The sequence below is a fragment of the Candidatus Dechloromonas phosphoritropha genome (assembly GCA_016722705.1).
Classification (GTDB): Bacteria; Pseudomonadota; Gammaproteobacteria; order Burkholderiales; family Rhodocyclaceae; genus Azonexus; species Azonexus phosphoritrophus.
Genome location: JADKGN010000004.1, coordinates 2,423,454 through 2,443,132, shown reverse-complemented (window position 1 = coordinate 2,443,132; position 19,679 = coordinate 2,423,454). Strand labels below are relative to the sequence as shown.

At 62.2% G+C, this 19,679-nt stretch carries 18 protein-coding genes and 2 pseudogenes; 6 read left to right on the top strand and 14 right to left on the bottom strand.

What is annotated here, in order from left to right:
• The first annotated feature begins 17 nt into the window (after positions 1–17).
• The gene (locus tag IPP03_17510) at positions 18–647 is read left to right on the top strand and encodes a YbhB/YbcL family Raf kinase inhibitor-like protein (GenBank protein ID MBL0354359.1); all 630 of its coding nucleotides are present in this window, start codon (positions 18–20) and stop codon (positions 645–647) included.
• Positions 648–713: 66 nt separating this feature from the next.
• On the opposite strand, the gene IPP03_17505 is transcribed toward IPP03_17510, so the two are convergent.
• Complete coding sequence (locus IPP03_17505; protein MBL0354358.1) at positions 714–914, bottom strand: hypothetical protein; 201 nt, start codon at positions 912–914, stop codon at positions 714–716.
• Between the two features lie 23 nt (positions 915–937).
• Here IPP03_17505 and IPP03_17500 point away from each other — a divergent pair, with 23 nt between their 5' ends.
• Together IPP03_17500 and IPP03_17495 are read left to right on the top strand one after the other, a co-directional pair.
• Positions 938–1,243, top strand: coding sequence for a transposase (locus IPP03_17500; GenBank protein ID MBL0354357.1), 306 nt, complete (start codon positions 938–940; stop codon positions 1,241–1,243).
• A gap of 176 nt (positions 1,244–1,419) precedes the next feature.
• Positions 1,420–2,889, top strand: a complete 1,470-nt coding sequence (locus IPP03_17495; protein MBL0354356.1) for a CHAD domain-containing protein — start codon at positions 1,420–1,422, stop codon at positions 2,887–2,889.
• Positions 2,890–2,914: 25 nt separating this feature from the next.
• Here IPP03_17495 and IPP03_17490 read toward each other — a convergent pair whose 3' ends face one another.
• From IPP03_17490 to IPP03_17480, 3 genes are read right to left on the bottom strand one after another with little or no spacing between them, the layout of a single operon-like run.
• A complete protein-coding gene (locus IPP03_17490; GenBank protein MBL0354355.1) occupies positions 2,915–3,433 on the bottom strand; it encodes a chorismate lyase in 519 nt (172 codons plus the stop codon).
• A complete protein-coding gene (locus IPP03_17485) occupies positions 3,433–3,876 on the bottom strand; it encodes a DUF192 domain-containing protein (GenBank protein ID MBL0354354.1) in 444 nt (147 codons plus the stop codon). The genes IPP03_17490 and IPP03_17485 overlap by 1 nt, the downstream gene beginning before the upstream one ends.
• Positions 3,869–4,444: a pseudouridine synthase gene (locus IPP03_17480; GenBank protein MBL0354353.1), complete on the bottom strand. Its 576-nt coding sequence runs from the start codon at positions 4,442–4,444 to the stop codon at positions 3,869–3,871. The genes IPP03_17485 and IPP03_17480 overlap by 8 nt, the downstream gene beginning before the upstream one ends.
• A gap of 294 nt (positions 4,445–4,738) precedes the next feature.
• On the opposite strand from IPP03_17480, the gene IPP03_17475 reads away from it, so the two are divergent.
• Positions 4,739–6,793 carry a tyrosine-type recombinase/integrase gene (locus IPP03_17475; GenBank protein MBL0354352.1) on the top strand — a complete coding sequence of 685 codons (2,055 nt, stop codon included), beginning with the start codon at positions 4,739–4,741 and terminating at the stop codon, positions 6,791–6,793.
• Positions 6,794–7,007: 214 nt separating this feature from the next.
• Here the strand turns inward: IPP03_17475 and IPP03_17470 are convergent, their stop codons facing one another.
• The 6 genes and pseudogenes from IPP03_17470 to IPP03_17445 all read right to left on the bottom strand — a co-directional run bounded on the left by IPP03_17470 (position 7,008) and on the right by IPP03_17445 (position 12,416).
• A complete protein-coding gene (locus IPP03_17470) occupies positions 7,008–8,252 on the bottom strand; it encodes a spore maturation protein (GenBank protein ID MBL0354351.1) in 1,245 nt (414 codons plus the stop codon).
• A 94-nt stretch (positions 8,253–8,346) separates the two neighbouring features.
• Positions 8,347–9,063, bottom strand: coding sequence for a hypothetical protein (locus tag IPP03_17465; GenBank protein ID MBL0354350.1), 717 nt, complete (start codon positions 9,061–9,063; stop codon positions 8,347–8,349).
• A gap of 402 nt (positions 9,064–9,465) precedes the next feature.
• Positions 9,466–9,735 (bottom strand): annotated as a pseudogene (locus IPP03_17460) (transposase).
• Positions 9,735–10,280 (bottom strand): winged helix-turn-helix domain-containing protein, encoded by a 546-nt coding sequence (locus IPP03_17455; GenBank protein ID MBL0354349.1) that lies wholly within the window; start codon positions 10,278–10,280, stop codon positions 9,735–9,737. The pseudogene IPP03_17460 and the gene IPP03_17455 overlap by 1 nt, the downstream one beginning before the upstream one ends.
• 447 nt (positions 10,281–10,727) lie before the next feature.
• Positions 10,728–10,961 (bottom strand): annotated as a pseudogene (locus tag IPP03_17450) (ATP-binding cassette domain-containing protein).
• A gap of 552 nt (positions 10,962–11,513) precedes the next feature.
• Positions 11,514–12,416: a nucleotide-binding protein gene (locus IPP03_17445; GenBank protein MBL0354348.1), complete on the bottom strand. Its 903-nt coding sequence runs from the start codon at positions 12,414–12,416 to the stop codon at positions 11,514–11,516.
• Between the two features lie 376 nt (positions 12,417–12,792).
• Here IPP03_17445 and IPP03_17440 point away from each other — a divergent pair, with 376 nt between their 5' ends.
• Positions 12,793–13,227: a TlpA family protein disulfide reductase gene (locus tag IPP03_17440; GenBank protein MBL0354347.1), complete on the top strand. Its 435-nt coding sequence runs from the start codon at positions 12,793–12,795 to the stop codon at positions 13,225–13,227.
• Between the two features lie 32 nt (positions 13,228–13,259).
• Here the strand turns inward: IPP03_17440 and IPP03_17435 are convergent, their stop codons facing one another.
• Both IPP03_17435 and IPP03_17430 read right to left on the bottom strand, forming a co-directional pair.
• Entirely contained in the window at positions 13,260–13,979 is a 720-nt protein-coding gene (locus IPP03_17435; protein ID MBL0354346.1) for a helix-turn-helix transcriptional regulator, read from the bottom strand.
• Between the two features lie 199 nt (positions 13,980–14,178).
• Positions 14,179–16,353 (bottom strand): patatin-like phospholipase family protein, encoded by a 2,175-nt coding sequence (locus IPP03_17430; protein MBL0354345.1) that lies wholly within the window; start codon positions 16,351–16,353, stop codon positions 14,179–14,181.
• A gap of 271 nt (positions 16,354–16,624) precedes the next feature.
• On the opposite strand from IPP03_17430, the gene IPP03_17425 reads away from it, so the two are divergent.
• The gene (locus tag IPP03_17425) at positions 16,625–17,047 is read left to right on the top strand and encodes a cytochrome c (protein MBL0354344.1); all 423 of its coding nucleotides are present in this window, start codon (positions 16,625–16,627) and stop codon (positions 17,045–17,047) included.
• Positions 17,048–17,098: 51 nt separating this feature from the next.
• Here IPP03_17425 and IPP03_17420 read toward each other — a convergent pair whose 3' ends face one another.
• Together IPP03_17420 and IPP03_17415 are read right to left on the bottom strand one after the other, a co-directional pair.
• On the bottom strand, positions 17,099–17,779 hold the full coding sequence (locus IPP03_17420; protein ID MBL0354343.1) for a DsbA family oxidoreductase: 681 nt from the start codon (positions 17,777–17,779) through the stop codon (positions 17,099–17,101).
• 99 nt (positions 17,780–17,878) lie between these two features.
• Entirely contained in the window at positions 17,879–19,672 is a 1,794-nt protein-coding gene (locus IPP03_17415) for an acyl-CoA dehydrogenase (protein ID MBL0354342.1), read from the bottom strand.
• Positions 19,673–19,679 lie beyond the last annotated feature (7 nt).

Genomic DNA, 19,679 nt, shown 5'->3' with positions numbered 1-19,679 from the left:
CGGAGGAGAAACATTCTATGAAACTGACCAGTACCAGCTTTGCCGACGGGCAGGCGATTCCCGGCGACTATGCCTTCTGCATCCCAGACAGCGACCACCATGTCGGCCTGGGCAGAAACCTGAACCCGCAACTGGCATGGTCGGAAATTCCCGCCGGCACACGCTCCTTCGTCGTCATTTGCCATGACCCCGATGTACCAAGCAAGGGTGACGACGTCAATCAGGAAGACCGTACCGTCCCCGCCTCGTTGCCGCGCGTCGATTTCTTCCACTGGGTGCTGATCGACCTGCCTGTTGCGGTCAACGCCATAAATGAAGGTGAATTTTCGAGCGACGTCACGCCGCGCGGCAAACCCGGCCCGCAAGCGCCCCACGACGCCCTCCAGGGCATCAACAACTACACTGATTGGTTCGCCGGCGACAACGACATGCGCGGCGACTACCACGGCTTCGACGGCCCCTGCCCACCGTGGAACGACGAGATCATTCATCGCTATGTGTTCACGGTCTACGCGCTCGACATCGAGCAGCTGCCGGTGTCCGGCAAATTTGGTGGCCCGGAAGTACGCGCCGCGATCGCCGGCCATGTTCTTGCCGAGGCCAGTTTGACCGGCACCTACACCCTGAACCCCTCACTGGGCGCCTGAACCGGGCTCTCCCAAGACAAATGGCCATGCAGATCTGCATGGCCATTTGTCTCTTCACGGCCGCCCTCAGTTCTCCGGTTTGTCGTCGAGGTTGGCGATCGCCGCCTTGAGCTTTTCCGACATCGGCATCCGCAGATTGATACCATTCGGCGGAATCGGGTTCATGAACCACTTGTCGTAGAGCCTGGCCAGTGTGCCGCTCTTCATCAGGCCAACCGGCACTTCATCGACGAACTTCTTGAACTGCGGATCGTCCCGCCGGCGCATCAGTCCATAGGGCTCGGTCGCCAGTGTCCCGTGTGGACAACGGCACGCAATACACCGCCGACGACTTCCTCAACCAGATCAAGTTCCGGGGTATGGCGCCAAGCTTCACCTTTGTCCCCGAGCCACAGACCAGCGGCGTCGCCGAGCGCTTCAACCGGACGCTGAAGGAGCAGACCATCCATGGCCGCCGCTTCGGCAACGTCGTAGAGGTCCGAGTCGTCGTCACCGCGTTCAAGGAAAGATACAATCATCACTGGCGTCTTGAAAACCCAGGCTTCATCTCACCCCTCGAAGCCCGTCAGGCTTATGCCATGCAAAAGGCGGCCTGAGTTGCGATATAGTGCCTAATCAATCCGGGCCGGCACAACAGACCGCCCCGGCCATCGTTAAATAGTTGGCACAGATCATTGATAAAGTTGCACAATTGTCGACACTGCTTGCCGCCCTGCAGCCGCACCGAGAGGGCATAATCTGTATTCCGAACCTTCAACCATCCGGCACATCCATGGCAACTGAAATCGAACTCAAGCTTCAGCTGACCGCGCAGACGGCGCGGCGCCTTCCCGCTCACCCGTTGCTGACCGGCATCAAGCCGCAGACACAGCGCCTGCTGAATACCTATTACGACACCCCGGCACTGGAGTTGAGCGCGCGCCGGATTGCCCTGCGCTTCCGCAAGATGGGGAAACAGTGGCTGCTCACCGTCAAGTCGGCGGCCACGGTCAGCGGCGGCTTGGCCCTGCGCCACGAGTGGGAAACTCCGGCCAAACCGGGGCAGTTCGACTTCAGCCATGTCGATGAGCCGGAATTCAAGGCGGTACTCGACAAGGCGCTGCCGCGACTCCAAGCTATATTCACCACCGATTTCCGCCGGACCACTTGGCATGTGCCGGTCGGAGAGTCGCTGATCGAACTGGTGCTGGACCGCGGCAAGGTCGAATGCAACGGACGCTCGACACCCATCTGCGAGGTCGAACTCGAACTGATCAGCGGCGTGATGGGCGACATCTTCGCTCTCAGCCACGTCTTGCAGGAAACGCTTGATCTGCGCCCCGCCGTCATGAGCAAGGCTGAGCGCGGCTACGCGCTGTTCAGCGAGATCCCGCAGAAGCCGTTCCGCGCCAAGGCCGCGACGCTCAGCGCGGAGATGTCCCCAGTCAATGCCTTCCGCGCCATCGCACTGAGCTGCCTGGAGCAGTTCCAGCGCAATGAATACGGCCTGCTGACCGCAAACAAGGATCCCGAATACGTCCATCAGGGCCGCGTCGCGCTGCGCCGCCTGCGCTCGGCGCTCAAGCTCTTCGGCCCGGTGCTGCCGGCCGATTTCGTGGCCGCCTACAGCCAGGCCTGGCGGGGTCTGGCTGGCGACCTGGGCGATACGCGCAACTGGGATGTCTTCGTCAGCGAGACGCTACCGCCGATCCTCACCGCCTTTCCCGATCACCGCGACGCCCGGCGCCTGCAGGCCGAGGCTGTGCGGCGCGCCCAGCAGGCACGCACCGCCGCGGCACATCTGGTCGCCCTGCCGGATTACCCGCGCTTGGTGGTCGACTTCACCGCCGCAGTTTACGGTCTGCAGGATCAGCAACCTCTGAAACTGAAAAGTTTTGCCCGCAAGCGCTTGTGTAGCCGCGCCCGCCAGGCCCGCTTGCTCGCCGAACGTGCAGCCGAGTTGACGCCCGAAGAACGACACGAGATGCGCATCTGCTTCAAGAAGCTGCGTTATGCCGTCGAATTCTTCACCCCCCTGCTGGCCCCGAACCGGCTGCGACGCTACCTGGCGTCCCTCACCCAGATCCAAGACGAGCTCGGGCTGATCAATGACCAAGTCACCGCCGGGATACTGGTCGAACAGGCGCTGGCCAACCGCCCGCCCGGACCGGTCCATGGCTGGGTCGCCGGCCGGCACGAACTGCTGACGCACGAACTACCGGAAGCTCTCGATACCTGGTTGGCGCAAAAGGCGCCCTGGTAACGATGCAGTTTGTCCGGATGCGGTGCTACTTGAGGTTCGCGATTGCCGGCAGAAAAACTTCAGTCACCAGCACCTGCTGTGCCCCCAGCCGGTGCAGCGAGCGCCGCGCCCAGAGGCAGGGCCCGGCCGCCCCGAGGGCTGCGGCACGCTGATGGAGCGTATGGCGGGCATCGAGCCGCCGGTACTCGATCGCACCGCGCCTGAACCCGGGATACGAGAAGAGCAGCGAACCCAGCGAGCGGCTGCCGAGGCCCGTTAGCCAGCGCGTCAGACGACCCCTGGTTACGGTCGACAGCACGGTATGGGCAAAAATCACCGGCACCCCGTCGCATTCGAGAACGACCTCGCGCACCCATACCAGGCGGCGGCGCGGCATTTCGTCAGCCTGCGGCAGATCCTTGCCGTAGTCGAGAAGGCGCACGCGAAAGTCGCGACACGCGCACTGACAGCGCGCCGTCAACGAACCCGGCTCGGTCAGCCACGAACGCAGCGCCGGGTCTGGCCCGCCAACAACAAGCCGGGAACGCCATTTTCCGGATGTCATTATTGCGGCCGCGGCGCCTTGTCGATGCCGCCCAGCCTGGTGCCGGGCTTGATCCCGCGCTGGGCGAACCAGCCCTGGTTCATCTCCAGCGCAAAGCGCGCCGGCTTCTTCGCGCAGTGGTTGGCTTCGGTCTGCGGCTGCATGTCCTCGATGTTGATGATGACGCCGTCGGCATCCATGAAGGCCACCGAAAGCGGGAGGTAGGTATTGCGCATCCACATGCAGTGCGTGTTCTCGCGGCCGAAGACGAAGAGCATGCCGCGCTGCGCCGGCATGACCCGGCGGTTCATCAGCCCGACCTGGCGGTTCTGGTCGTTGGCGGCCACTTCCGCCTCGATGCGATGCATGCCGGCAGTCAGTTCCATCACCGGCATCGAATCCTGCGCCCACGATACCGCTGCGAGCAGCAGGCCGGCGAGCGCACCTAGCGTTTTCCTATTCATCGAAACTCCCTTGCAAATCCTTGTAACAGCCGTCGATCTTCCGCCACGCCCCCGGCGCCAGACCATCCAGCGTCACTGACCCGATCGCAGCGCGCACCAGGCGCAGCACAGGATACCCGATGGCGGCCGTCATCCGCCTCACCTGGCGGTTCTTGCCCTCGGCAATGCGGATCTCCAGCCACGAGGTCAGGATCGCCGCACGATAACGAATCGGCGGGTTGCGCGGCCACAACCCGGCCGGCTCGCCGATTCGCCGTACCTTGGCCGGCCGGGCGGTGAAATCGGACAGGGCGACGCCAGCACGCAAGCGGTCGAGTGCCACTTCGTCGGGAATGCCCTCGACCTGCGCCCAGTAGGTCTTTTCCAGCTTGTGCTTCGGATCGGCGATCCGGGCCTGCAGCTTGCCGTCGTCTGTGAGGATCAGCAGCCCCTCGCTATCGGCATCCAGGCGGCCGGCGACGTAGACGTCCTTGACCGAAATGAACTCGTCCAACGCCCGCCATTTGCCCTCCGGCGTGAACTGGCTGAGGACACCATAGGGCTTGTTGAGGAGGATGAGGATGGACACGACGCAAACCAGCGTATGGCGAGTTGCATATTTTCGCCCATATTCAGCCGTTGACCGCAACGATCGACCGACTCGGCAATGCGCGAGGCTTGCTTGGCAGGCCCAAGTGTTGCATTACGGGGACACCAGCAATCGTCATGGCAGACGCCAACATCAATGGGATAGAATATGCTCAAGATTCTGCTTTCCGCAGAGGGTTTGGGGTATTCGTCGCCAACCAAGCGGGGCCCGCCCGGCGGCAAGAAGATTGCCTTGCTGTGGAAGTGACCGCCGCTTGACCCGAGGCCGTATCGAATGTCCAGGATTCCGAAGTTCCGCGATGGGTTCAACCTCGATCCCACCCGCCACGCCGATGACGCTGAAGCCGTCCGCCGCAGCAACCGGCGGCGGCTGACCGTATTTCTCGCCGTGTTCCTCATTACTCTCTTGCCGGGGCTGGCGTGGAACCTGTCACGCGCCCCCGAATACCGCGCCAGCGCCAAGGTAAACATCGGCTTTGGCGTGGTCACCTCGCAGACAGTCACGACGGCAGCCGGCTCGAGCAGCGCCGAGCTTCCCCCGCCACAGCGGCTCGAGTTGTTGACCCAGGCCCAGGTGATCACCAGCCGTCCCGTTCTCGAGGAAGTCCATCGCCGCTTGCAGAATGAATGGAGTACCGGTGCCTTTCCCGAGGCTGACCCGGTGGTCGCCCTCCAGAATGCCGTCGCCGCCACCCCGGTCGCCGGCACCGACGTCGTCGAACTGACAGCTATCGGCGGCTCGCCGCAGTTGATGGCACGCATCGTCAACACCCTGATCGAGGCCTATCACGAGCAGTCGCTGAGCGCTCACGACAGAAGCTCGCAGGAAGCGGTCGCCAATCTGCGCGACGAAGTCGACCGCCTCGGCAGCACCATCGTCGACAAGCGCGTACAACTCGCGGCCTTTCGCGAGCAGAGTGGTGTCGTTTCTTCCGAGCGTGCTGAGAACGAGTCCCTTGCGCGCATGAAGGGCCTTTCCGAATCGCTGACCAAGGCCAACGAGGAAGTCGCCAAAACCGAGGCCAAGCTGCGGACCCTGCGCGAGTCGGCCGCCTCCGGCCGCAGCCCGGTACTAGCCAAGGACAACCCGACACTGGCGGCGATCGAGCAGCGCATCTCGGCCACCCGCGAGCAGTTGCGCGACATGGAACGCGTCTACACTCCCCAGTTCATGGCCATGGATCCCAACGCCAAGGCGCAGCGGGCGCGGCTCGCGGAACTGGAGCAACAACTTATCTCGACCCGGGCCGCAAGCCAGCAAGCCGCGCTGGCAACCGCCGAGGAGGACGCTGCAAGCGCCCGCGCCGCGGCGGACCGCCTGCGCACGCAGATCGACCGGCAACGGCGCGAGGCTCAGGTGTTCTCCGGCAACTTTCAGGAAGCCAAGGCGATCGAGGAAGACCTGGTGCGGATTGCTGGCGCACGGCGCAACGCGGTTGAGCGCCTGTCCAAGCTCGAGGCCACACAGAACACGCGCATGCCGAGCCTCAAGCTGATCGAGGCCGCCAGCGCCCCACAGAGCCCGTGGCGCCCCGCCTACATGCGCGACGCGCTGATCAATCTCGGTCTTTCCTTCGTGCTCGGCCTGCTGGCGATGTGGTTCGTTGAACTCTTCAACCGGGCGCCGGCGCCGCCCACCACTGCCACCGTCGTCGTGCCTCAGCCCTGGTTCGGCCCGGCACTGACCGCCGATGCGATGCCGCTGCTCGCTGGCGGGGCGGTCGATGCCAGCCAGCGCCCGCCGCCACAGCTCACCATGCAGGAGTCCCTGCCGCGCGAACTTGCGCAGGAAGAAGTCGGGGCGCTGCTCGCCGCCGCCGACGACCAGGGCCTCGTGCTGTGCGCCCTCCATTTGCTCGGGCTGACCACCGACGAGGTGTGCGCGCTCGCAGCCGGCGATCTTTCTCCCGACAGCGGGCGACTGGCCGTCCGTGGCGCATCGGCGCGCGAACTGGCACTGCCCGGCTGGCTGGCCCACAAGCTCGCGAGCATCGCCCCCACCGAGCCGCAGCGGCCGCTCTTCTGCACGGCGCAGGGCGAACCGGTCGCGGCCGCCGAGGTCGCCACCCGGGTCACCTACGCGGCGCTCGACGCCGGGCTGGAAGAACCCACCGCGGTGACGCCGGAGGCCCTGCGCCACACCTTCATCCTGCACCTGCTCCGTCACAACGTCCGCTTTTCGCAGATCGCCCCGCTTGCCGGCCACCTGACGCCCGGCGAACTCAACGCCTACGCGAAGTTCACCTCCGGGGCGCGGCAGGAAAACGCCGCTGATATCGACCCAGTGATGCCGGCGCTGCGGGATTTCCCAGGCGCAATCGCAGTCTAGGGCCGAAAGGTCCGGCCGATGTGGGAGGCTTTTCACCACGGCTGACCCGGCTTCGGGCTCAGCGCGCCTGCCCGGTGACCGCGGACAAGGCTAGAGCGATTCCCCGCAGGACGGCAAGCAGCTGCATCCTGAAACTACCAGATCTCTCGGAGGGGGCGTTCAACCCGGAATTTGACCCGACTTTTGGCGTCGACCGTAGCAACCGTGCCGTGCCTCAGTGGTAAAAGGCATAGCCGATCAAGATCGCCCCGACCAGCCCGACGGCATCGGCGATCAGGCCGCCGGCCACGGCGTAGCGGGTCTTCGTGATATTGACGCTACCGAAATAGACGGCCAGCACGTAGAAAGTCGTTTCCGTCGAGCCCTGGATGATCGCCGCCAACTTGCCCTGGAAGGAATCGACGCCGTAGGTGGTCATCACGTCCACCATCAGCCCGCGCGCGCCGCTGCCGGAGAGCGTCTTCATCAGACCGACCGGCAGTGCCGGCACGAAATCGTCATTCAGCCCAAGTGCCAGCACGGCAGCGCGAATGGCCCCGATGACGTAATCCATGCAGCCGGTGGTGCGGAAGACCGAGATCGCCACCAGCATGGCGATCAGGTAGGGAATGATCTGCACGGCAACGCCAAAGCCCTCCTTGGCGCCGTCGACGAAGCTCTCGTACACATCGACGCCACGCCACGCGGCGACGGCGACGAAGAGGACGATGATCGAGACGATGATACCGCTGCCGAGCAGGCCGATCATCTGCGCCATCTTGTCCGGCGGCATCCCGCCCAGCCACAGGTAAAGCCCCCCCATCAAGGCCGCAAAGCCGGCGAAGAAGGCGAGCACTGGCTTGCAGAAGAGGTTGAGGCGCTGCCAGATCGCCACCGCGATCAGCCCGGCGCAGAACGAGACGAAGGTACCGAGCAACGTCGGCAAAAAGATGTCGGCGGCGTTGAAGCCGACCAGCCCCTGCTTCAATGCGATGCTCTGGCGGATGGCGATCACCGAGGTCGGGATCAGCGTGATGCCCGCCGTGTTGAGCACCAGGAACATGATCATCGGATTGCTGGCCGTATCCTTGTGCGGGTTGATCTCCTGCAACTCGCGCATCGCCTTCAACCCGAGCGGCGTCGCCGCGTTGTCGAGGCCGAGGATGTTGGCGCTGAAGTTCATGACGATGCTGCCGCTCGCCGGATGGCCGGGCGGGATGTCGGGAAAGACGCGACGGAAGAAGGGGGCGAGCGCCCGTCCGAACAACTGGATCAGCCCGCCCTTCTCGCCAATCTTCATTACCCCCAGCCACAGGCTCATGATCCCCACCAGGCCGAGCGAAATGTCGAAGCCGGTCTTCGCCGTGTCGAACAGCCCTGTCATCACCCGCGAAAACATCTCCAGGTCGCCCTGCAGCGTGTGGATCACGGCGGCGACGAAGCCGACGAGGATGAAGGCAACCCAGATTCGATTGAGCACGGTGCGATGGTTACGCCGCCCCGACACGGGCACGGCATGAGCGTGGTGGAAAGTTGGGGAGTCTAGAGGATTCCCGGGGCCGCCGCCAACTGGATCAATCCGCGCGGTCCGGCAACCCCCACGTTACCCGCATCCGCTTGAAGGCTCCGCGCGGCAACTGCACCAGCAGCGGCGACTTCGCGCCGTCCAGCCAGCCGGCGATCTTCTTCATGTCCGCCAGCGCCAGCGCCGTGCACCCCGCCGTCGGCACCCCGGGCGCCTGCCAAACGTGCAGGAAGATGCACGACCCCGCCGCCGGAAGCACCGGATCGCAGTTGCACCCCACCACCGCCCCCAGCGCGTAGCGGTCATCGCCACGGAGCATGTCCTCGCGGGAATTCCAGTCGATGCCGCCGACGCGGGACTGGTCGACGATGCGGTTGTAGTGCACCGAAGTGGGATCATCGACACACTTCAGATCGCTTGTCGCACAAAGGTAAGGTAGCTTCGCCGCCCGCGCCAGGCGGCTGTCCGCGCTACCATCCCCGAACAGCGCGGTGATCCGGAAGATACCGGCCGGCGCACGGCCATCGCCTTCGCATTTCTCCGGCCCAACTCCGTCGACCGGCCGATACAACCCCCGCCCCCACGCCAGCCCCGAGCGCCCGAGGCTGACCGCCACCGGATTCCCGACACGAAGCCACGCCCCATCGACGCCACCACGTGCGAAGCGCTGCAACTGTCCGCCGCGACTCTCCCAATGCCGAGCAACGACGAGGAGCAACTGCCGGGACGCCGGCAGGAGGTTGGAGGAGGGTTGATCCAAAAGCATGGAAGAAAACCGCCGAGGAACAGGCCTCAATTTTGGCCTATTTTCCGGGTTGACCGCAGGACGCTGGAGAAATGTCGCCCCAATAGCGCCGAGCTTTGGCGATGAGGCTGGTTGTCGGCCATTGATGCAAGTGCCCGATCATCCTCTCTCATTCCGTTTCTAATTCGTTAATGCATTAACTATCCACGGCCAGTGTACGATTGAGCGGACACGCTGGTGCTCTGATTCAAGGGTTTTGAGGCTCGATTCGAGTTGATCTTCAAGTGCATCGATGCTATCGAAGACCAGGTTGTGAAAGAACTTCTCGCGCAGTTCATCCCAGAGATGCTCGACCGGGTTGAGTTCAGGGGCATAGGGAGGCAACGGTAGCAGGTGTATGTTTTCGGGTGTTCTGAGTGCTTGGCTGGCATGCCAGCCCGCACCGTCAAGGACCATGACGATCCGATCCATCGGATGGCGTGCCGCCACTTCGTCGAGGAATAGCTGCATGCACGGCGTATTGACGTGCGGCAAGATCAGCGAGTCAAGCGCGCCCGTATCCACATCGACGGCCGCGTAGGCGTAGGTGTATTGGTGGGTGAGCATGGCCCGGCACAACGGTCGAATGGGTTGGGGCGCCCAGGCACGACGCACATCGTTGATGCGCCCGAAGCGCGCTTCGTCCTGAAACATCAGACGGATCGGGGTTCCTTGAGCGAAATCTCTCCGGAGTTCGGCAAGGGTGTCGGGGGTCTTTTTTTCCACGCCTCCTGCGCGGTCGGATCACTTTGCGGATGTCGCTTGTCTGGCGCCAGCTTGCGCCAACCGTTGCGATGCAGCACGTTGTAGGCGGAGGACAGCGCCATCGGGCGTCCCAACGCTTTCTCCAGGGCCGGCTTGATCTGACTGACGACCAATATACCGCCCTTGGCCGCTTGGTCGAAAAAGGGTTTCAACAGTTCGGCTTCTTGCGCTCGGGTGAAATTCTCCCGGTGGCGTCCGCCTCGTGCAGGTTCCGATTCACCGCCTACCCGATGTCCAGCCAGAAACGCGTTGCGTAATCGTGAGGCCCAACTGAGCGAAACGCCGATCACCGCGGCGGTCTGCTCAAGATTCAACCCGTAGCACAACGGCAGAACAACCGCTTGGGCCTGGCGCAGTTGTTCCACACTCTTGGCTTCTTTGACAATCTTCAGCGCCTCCGCTACCGACCCCTCTCCCTTGAACGGCCTTCCCATGCCACACCTCAGATCTCATTGAGATGCACTTATTATTGCTTAATTGGTGTGAAAATGGAATAAGCCCAGTCCAAAGCTGCGGGGCGATGAACAAAAACCGGATATGAGGCGTGATGCATCCGGGGCGAGCGGGCACGTGACCGCGAAGCTCTCCATCTGCGGTTGGGGTGCATTTTGTCCCACGGGGATTTCCTTCGGTCATAAATCCGGCGTCTATGCAGCAAAGGTAGCGTGTCTTACCCCGGGAGATCTCTCTGGTGCTTCGGAAGTACGAAGCTGGGCATCTGGAAACGGACGCTGAATACCGTGGAGGAGTCAGCGGAAGGCATAGTAGGCGGGCTGCCCCCGCCGAAGGCACGAACGATGAAAGACGAAGGACCATGACGAAGAGTGACGGGAACGCATCTGACCACCTGCACAAGCAGGCTGCGGCTAGGCCGCAGGATGAACTCGTCGCTTGACCAGCGATGACACTTCATCGAGGCGATGGCTGGAAATCAACATCGGCGCGTTGTTCTGGCGCTTGGCCAGCAGGTCGAAGAAAATCTTGCGTGCTTCCGAGTCGAGGTTGGCCGCCGGTTCGTCCATCACCAGAACGCTGGCGTCGCAGCCCAGGGTGATGGCGATTAGAAGCTTCTGCTTCATGCCGCCCGAAAGACGCACAAACTGGTGGGAAAGGATACTTGCGCCATCGAGCCCGCCGGAAATTTTTGACGAAATTCTGGAACTGGATCATGAGATGTAATCATAGAAGGGCCGTCACGGTCGACCCTGAATATCGATAAAAAACGTGAAGGCGATGACGGAACAGGAAGGACGGAGGAAGGGCTTCGCAGCAAAGGCAGGCGACATTGCTTGATGGCCAGCCACTCGGTCATCGCTTAGGCTAAAGCCATTCGACGCCTACCAAAATCTCAATCTTATCGACATGGCAAACCTGCTCAGATACGCGATATTTACGGATAAGTTCTACCTGAATTCACCGCTTCGCTGCCCCGCTAAGTCAAATGACATACGTGCAGCCAAGGGCTGCTCACTGCCAGATTGCGGCCTGATTCCATTTCCAGATCAATCGTGACTTTGTTGACTTCGCCATGCCGTAGCAATTGCACTGTCAGCAGCTCGTCTTCGCGTCACCATTGATCTGAAAATGGAATTAGGCGGCGCACTTCGTTGATCGTTGACTCACCGCGCTCGGTCCAATAGGCGGTGCGTTGCAGTCGTGCGTCGACCTTATAGATTCTCTACAAATCGGTCGAGCTGCTGATCAAGCGCTTCAATGTTGGCGAGGTCCGGCAGCGGCGCGTAAATCGCCCCACCCAAGTCCGCGGGCATTTTCGCGCTTCTTTTCCCACCTGACTCCCGAATGACCAAGACGCGCCTGTGGCCCTTCGCATGAACAAAGTAACCCGCCTCGAAGACGACGTTGTCTCGTGGTGCAGCCATCCCCGTGTCGCCTTCCAAGCCATCGTCCGCTGTGAACAAGAACACTCCGCCTGTACAGCAGGCTGCCGCCTTCGTGATCTGTTCGAGAATCGTGCCGGGTCCGAAGTCCTGCCAGTCGAGGACTCTCGCTCCCTTTGCCACGAATACTCGCTTCAGGTTTTTCGCTGTACCCTGTGACTGACTCGAGTAGCCGAGGAATATGTCGAACCGTGCGTCGAGTTCACGCCGCCAAGGGCTGAAGCACTGTTCGAAGTACGAACTCGCCAGCCACGAGTGATCGGCGTCTTTCGGTACCTCGCAGATCTGCGCGGAACTCTGGTCGAACGCGCCGCGCCATCGAATCCCCTGCTCGAGCACCATTAACATCGGGATTCCCGTGGCGTGTGCTACGCCAGCCTCGTAGTGCGTAAACTCACTCGCATGAGCGTCGTCGCCGTACTTCCATCGGGGGTAGCCGATCATGACCGCCCCAACGGCGCCACCTACAGACTCTCTGACCTTGTCTGCCGTCCAGGGGACTTCACGATGAACCGTTGCCGCAAAGCCAGAAGGGACGGCCGGGAAGAACATGTGGGGTTCGTATCCAGCATCGATCACACGCTGGACGATCCCCCACTTGACGGCATTCTGCCGATCATCCAAGTATGTGTCATGTGTGAGACTGATAAATACTCTTCGCTTTACACTCATAGCGAGATCTCCTATGTTTGCAAATGGCCGCCACTCTCGATTGGCAGATCCTACCGACGTTTTCGTTAATCGCCTAATCGGGATAGGAAGAAGCCTCGCGGCCCCTCCCTCCCACACCACCGGACGCACAGATCACGTATTCGGCGGTTCGATGAATTGAATTCCTGCTGTGGCGCAAGGATGGGTAGTCCCAAATGCTTGAAGTAGCTCAAGGGTACCCGGCAGTGCCTGGCGTGGTCAGTGCTACCATCGGCTATCTGATTTTCCGCCGTGGCGACCTACCGTGAATAAATTTCTCACTTCACTACTTTTTGGCCTTTTTTGCGCGTTGACCCTAGGGCCAGCCTTTGTTTCTGTGGTCGCAGCAGCCGATGAAATGCCCTCCTCGGCTCCGCTGTTCACAGCCACGCTGAGCGATCTCGACGACAAACCGGTGGCGCTGGGGCGCTACAAGGGCAAGCCGCTGATCGTTAATTTCTGGGCCCGCTGGTGCGGCCCGTGCCGCACCGAGATTCCCGAACTGATCGCCATCCGCAATGCCCACAAGGGCAAGCTGGAAGTCCTCGGCATCGGCATCGAGGACAAGGTCGAGCCGGCTCGCGAATTCGCCAAGGCTTACAAGATGGACTACCCGGTGTTCGTCGCCGGGGAAAAAGGCATTCCGCTGATGCAGGCGCTCGGCAACACCAAGGGCGGCCTGCCTTTCACCATTGTCATCGACCGCAACGGTCAGGTTGTCCAGAAGAAAATGGGGATCATGAAGCAAGCCGATCTCGACGCCGCCGCCGACCTCGCCCTCAAGGGGCGCTGAACAGAAAAAGGGCGGCCCTGGCCGCCCTTCGCTTATTGCTCCGCGCTCACGCTCGCCTTTGGCGGGCGTCTTGGCGCACTCCTCGACGTGCTTCTGGGCGCCGCCTTGCGCTCGGCCGCCACCTTGGCTTCACGGTTGAACTCAAGGGCCATGTCGAAAGCCGTCTCGACGAACTTGTGCACCCGCAAAAACTCCTCGTCGGTCAGCTTGCGCGCCTCGTCGCGCGCCCGGTAGATGCTTATGAACTCGTGTTCGCGCCCGGCATGTTCGAGGACGCGACCAATCCCGAGGGATTCGAGGACCTTCCACAGGCCGGGGCTGTAAGCCTTGGTCAGATTCATGACGAAGGGAACCGGGTCGTTGCGCGCCAGAACCGAGGCGAGGCGCAGGATGACTTCGAACGGCAGCGCCATCTTTCCGTTTTCGGCCAGTTCGAGCAGTGACGGATCCTTGAGATCGATCGCCTTGCCAAGATCTTCCAGCGGGATTCCCGCCGCCTCGCGCATGTCGTGCAGAAAGATGCCGGCCTTGGCCAATGCCTTGGTCGATGCGACGCCCTGTGGAAAGAGCCCGGTTGCCGCCGCCAATGACGTATCGACGGCCACGCCCGCCATGCCGACGACCTGGCCGGCAAGGCTGCGCAGCGACTTGGTCAAGCCACCCACCGTATCGAGCGCCGAAGACTTGCTCGCGGCGCGACTGGTCGTCCTTGCGGCGGCCTGGCGCCCGCTGCTCGTGGTCTTGGCTTTCATTTTCGCTTCCTTCCTGTCGATCGGGTAGCGGAATACTACCCCAATGCCCGCGGAGCGACCGAGCGCAGCATCTCATTCGACGCGGCATCACCGGTGGCGGATCCGTCGGAGACCTGGCCAGCGCCGCTGAGTCCGACACCCCCAGTCGCGCTTCGCTCGCCGGTGAGGCTGTCATTCCAGCCACGGCATTCGGACTTCATCACGGCGTGCCGATAAACATGTAGAAATTGCCCATGCCGTTCGGCGAATAACCGTAACCGACATAGACCATCCCCAGCGGGGTCTCGCCGCCGACATACGCCGTCACCGAGCTTTGCCAGCCATGCAAATTGGTTTCCGTGTAATTGCCACCAACCTTGCCGGCCTCCAAAGCGATACCTGCACGCATATCGCCCCGCAGGCCCGCCGGGAAGCGACCAATGATCTTCTCCACCCGCACGTTGCCGTAGGTGAGCGATTCACCGATGATCTGGTTGCGGGCAAAACCCGACAGGTTCAGAAAGCCGCCCAGCGCCACCGCATCGTAGAACGGCAACGTACCGGTAAATGACCCGGCGCCACGGATTCGCTCGTGGACGATGAAATCGCCAAAACTCTGCGCCGCACGCAAGTCGAGGTCGGCCTTGTCATAGCCTTCTCCAGCCGCATAGAAGTAGCTGCCGTGGGCAGACCAACCCTGTGTCGGAGTATATATTCGGTCGAACTGGTCGAAATCCATCTTGGCCAGGAAGCCACCATAGGCCTTGCTGCCGCTGGTCTCCGTCGGTGTCCCGATGTCCAGTTCGGCGCTGCGGTAACGCTCTCCCCAGCCAACCGTCACTGGCCCCCACAGGCCGACGTTAATCCCGGCCATCAGATCGAGCGTCGCCTGATCGACCTTGTATTGGGCCACCCGTTTGTTGTCCTGGTAGATATCGAGCGGCACGCGCAGGTAGGAAAGCTTGGGTTCCAGGAAGAAGAGCCGATCGGCGTCGAGCGGCTGATAGAACTCCGTGAACGCCCCCATTTCGTTGCCGATCTGCACTCCGGCCAACCACTCGCCGCCCAGACTGTTGATCAAGGTTTTCTGATAGGCGACCCGCAGGTTGAATATGGATGGTGAATTGGAGGCCGCATTGAGATTGAAGCCGAAACGCAGGTAATCGGGCCCGAATTCCTTTTCCACCGGAGTCACGCGCAGGATGTTGCGGTCGCGCGTGGTCAGCAGCGAGAAATCAACGTCGTCGTATGCCCCGTCGCCGAAGATGAGTCCCAGATCCTTGTCGAGCCGGTCGATGTCGACCGGAGCGCCCTGATAGTTTTTCAGATAGCGATCCGGGTAGGCCGGGTTGACCCGCTTCAAGCCGGCAATCTGGATCTCGTCCACCAGCGGCAAATTGCCGCGCACCGGGGTCATGGTCGCCAGCCAGTCCTGGTACTGTTTCTCGCCGACGCTCAGCACCTTCAGTCGGGGCAACATGGCTTCGGCCGCCGCCCGCCCGCGCTTGGCGGTTTCTGCGTAACGTTCGAATTCAGCCGCGGTGATTCCCTCCAGATCCGGCTTGATGTAGATATCCCCGGGCTTCAGAGTTGCCAGCGAACTGGTGACATTCTGCTCGGTCAGAATATTGATCATCTGCCCGGCCACCGAAAAAATTCCGCCGATATCTTTCGCCTTCATCAGCGGCGACCCGACATTGACGGCGATCACGACATCGGGGTTGCAACTTTTGCGTACTTCGTCGATCGGCACGTTGTCGACCAGGCCACCATCGACCAACAATTTGTCGCCATCTTTGACCGGTGCCATCAGGCCGGGTACCGACATCGTGGAACGCATCGCACGGGTCAGGCTGCCCTCGCGGAACACCACCTTGTCGCCGGTGACGAGGTCGGTGGCGACGATGGAGACCGGGATCGGCATTTTCTCGATCTGCGGATCGCCATACTGGCTGCGCACCAGGCGGTTGATGAACAGCTTGACCTTCTGGCCCTGAACGACAGCCGGAAGCGGCTGCGCGCCCTCATCCGTCAGCCCCAGCTCAGTACCGGGAATGAAGCGTCGAGACTGGTATTTGACGCGCGGATTGATATCGTAGACCGCCGGATTGTCGTTAAACATCGCCCGCCAGTCGGCCTTGCCCATTGCCTCAAGCATTTCGTCGGGACTCAGCCCGACGGCAAAGGCGCCGGTCACCAGTCCACCCATGCTGGTGCCGGCCACGCAATCGACGGGAATCCGGTTTTCCCGAAGCACCTCCAGAATGCCGATGTGCGCCGCGCCACGAGCGCCACCACCACCGAGAACGAGACCGATACGTGGGCGCTCGGCGGCTGCGGCCAACGTGCCACCGAGAGCAATTGCGATAATGCCGCAAGCCAGAACACGCTTGATGAGGGATTTGGAAGCACTGAACTTGATCATGACTGTAGCCACTGGAGACGGCGAATGCTTGGCATTCGAGGGTACAAGGTTATCGTTCGACATAGCGCGCTAGCTTAACACTGGCCAGCGCGAGAACAGCGGCGCCGGTCAGCCGAGCCGATGTTTCGAGCGCGGTACCTGAACTGCTCCCGTGTAAAGCCCTTGCTAGCCTTATGCTCCTATCTTGAGTGGTCTTGTACCGTAGCCGTGAAGTCCGACAAGAAACACAAGGAGGCGGGAGATGAAGATTTTCAAGCTGATTGGGGCGAGCGCCACGATTATTGCCGCAACCGGCATGACGACGGCAGTGGCGGCTGACAAGGTCGATCTCGGAAAACGCGAGTACGACTCGAACTGCATCGCCTGCCACGGCAAGGATCTGAAGGTCGGTGCCTATGTGGATTTCCTGAAAGTGACGCCGCCCGATCTGACGCAGTTGTCGCGGAAGAACGGTGGGGTATTCCCGCTGGAACACGTCTATGCCGTGATTGACGGACGGCAGGAGGTCAAGGTGCATGGGCCACGCGACATGCCGATCTGGGGCCGTGACTACCAGATCAAAACCGGCGAGCACTACGTCGATATGAACCACGACCCCGAGGTGTTCGTCCGTGGACGCATCTTTGCGCTGATCGACTACCTCAACCGGATGCAGGCGAAGTAAGCCCTGTCCAATTACCCTTCACGGCGGGGCGTCCGCACGGGCGTCCCGCCGTCAACTTCCCTCCGCTGACAGTGCCGGAGAAAGCCCCCCCGGCTGCCGCAGGCATTCCAGAATTGCGGCGGCGAGTACCGCCGGATCCTCGGCACCGACTATCCCTGTCCGCCCGCCAAGAACGAAGGTTGGAACCATGCTGATCCCCATTCGCCGAAAGCGGAGCTCCTCGGCGCGGACCGCGTCCTCGCCCTCGTCCGACGCCAGGTAGCCCGCCACTTCGCCCGCATCGTAGCCGCACTCGGCAGCGATTGTCGCAAGCAGGAAGCTATCGCCGACATGTTCGCCGCGCTGGAACTGCGCGGCGAACAGGCGCTCGACCAGCGCATCGGCATCACCCCGCTGCTGCACCCAGTGGATCAGGCGGTGCGCCTGCAGGGTATTGGCGCGCAAGTCGATCTTTTCGAACGCAAAATCGATCCCGGAGGCCCGCCCGGTGCTGCGGATATGCTCGAACAGGGCATCGACCCGCGTCCGGCCACCAAACTTGTGTTCAAGGAAGGGAAGAAAAGGTTCGCCCTCGGGCTGCACATCCGGGTTGAGAAAGAACGGGCGCCAGCGCTTCTGGCATGAAAAATCCGGAATCTCCCGGCGTACGGTCGCGACGGCGACTTCCAGCCGGCGCTTGCCGACGAAGCACCAGGGACAGACGATATCGGAAACGATCTCGATGGTCAGCATTGGGTCCTCATAGTTCTCACGACACACCGCGACGAAACTCCCGTCCGCAAAAATCCCCGTCGCAGCGGGGATTGATTGATGCCGGACGGCGGCCTGGAATCACAGCATGTCGTCGGTCAGCGCCGCCAGCGAGGCGCCGCCTGCCTGCACGGTGATCCCGCAGGAAGTGGCCAGCGGCAGCATCTGGTCGGCGTAGAAGTGTGCGGTGGCGATCTTGGCACGGTAGAAAGTCTGGTCGCCCTCGCCCTTGTCGAGGTAACCGGCGGCAGCCAGCGCCGCCCTGCCCATAAACCAGCCGCCGCAGACATTGACGGCCAGATGCAGATAGGGAACGGCTCCGGTCAACGCCCCGGCGATGCCGTTTTTCGCGTCGGCTGCCAGCCATTCGGTCGCCTCGGTCCAGGCCTTCAGCCCGTCGCCCAGACGGCGGGCGATGGCCTGCAGTTCGGGGCGGCCGGAAGTGCCAAGCGCCTTGGCGGTGGCGGCGACTTCACCGAAAACGACCTTGGCCGTGGCGCCACCGTCACGCATCAGTTTGCGGAAGACGAGGTCGTTGGCCTGGATGCCGGTGGTGCCTTCGTAGATCGTCGTTATCCGCGAGTCGCGCCAGTGCTGGGCGGCGCCGGTTTGCTCGATGAAGCCCATGCCGCCGTGGATCTGGATGCCTAGTGAGGTGACATCGACACTCATCTCGGTACCGCCGCCCTTGACGATCGGAATCATGAACTCGGCGAGATACAGGTTGCGCTTCTTCTCTTCCTTGTCCTCGATCACGTGGGCGCGGTCGAGCAGGCCCGACGTAAAGTAGGCCATGGCGCGACAGGCTTCGATACGGCTCTTCATGAGCATCAGCATGCGCCGGATGTCGGGGTGCTTGTCGATGGTGACCAGTGCTTCGCCAGTCAGCGCATCGCGCCCCTGCTTGCGCTCGCGCGCATAACCCAGCGCCTGCTGGTAGGCGCGCTCGGCGAGGGCGATGCCCTGCAGGCCGACGCCGAGGCGGGCTTCGTTCATCATGATGAACATGTATTCTAGGCCGCGGTTGACCTCGCCGAGCAGGTAGCCGACGGCGCCACCGTTATCACCATAGGCCATGACGCAGGTCGGGCTGGCGTGGATGCCGAGCTTGTGCTCGAGCGACACGCACCAGGCATCGTTGCGCGCGCCGAGCGAACCGTCGGCGTCGACCAGGAACTTCGGCACCAGGAACATCGAAATGCCTTTGACCCCGGCCGGGGCGTCCGGCAGGCGGGCGAGGACGAGATGGACGATGTTCTCGGTCATGTCGTGGTCGCCGTAGGTGATGAAGATCTTCTGGCCGAACACCTTGTAGCTGCCGTCGGCCTGCGGCTCGGCGCGCGAGCGGATCAACGCGAGATCGGAGCCGGCCTGCGGCTCCGTCAGATTCATCGTCCCGGTCCATACGCCGGTGACCATCTTTTCCAGATAGATGGCCTTCAGTTCGTCGCTGGCGCAGGTCAGCAGCGCCTCGACGGCGCCGGTGGTCAGCAAGGGCCCGAGCGAGAACGACAGGTTGGCCGACATGATCATTTCCTTGACCGCAACTGCCAGTGTATCCGGCTGGCCATGGCCGGCATGATCCGGCGGGCAGGAAATGGCGTTCCAGCCAGCGTCACAAAAAGCCTTGTACGCCTCCTTCCAGCCCGGCGGAGTAATCACGCCATCGGGGCCAAGCTTGCTGCCCTCCTGGTCACCAATCCAGTTCAGCGGCGCCAACACTTCGCTGGCAAACTTCGCTGCCTCTTCGAGAATGGCGTCGGCCATGTCGGGCGTCGCCTCGACGAAATCGGGGTACTGGGTCAGCTCCTTGAAGCCAGCCAGTTCGTCCTGCACAAAGCGCATGTCTTTTACGGGCGCACGATAGTCGCTCATTTTGCTT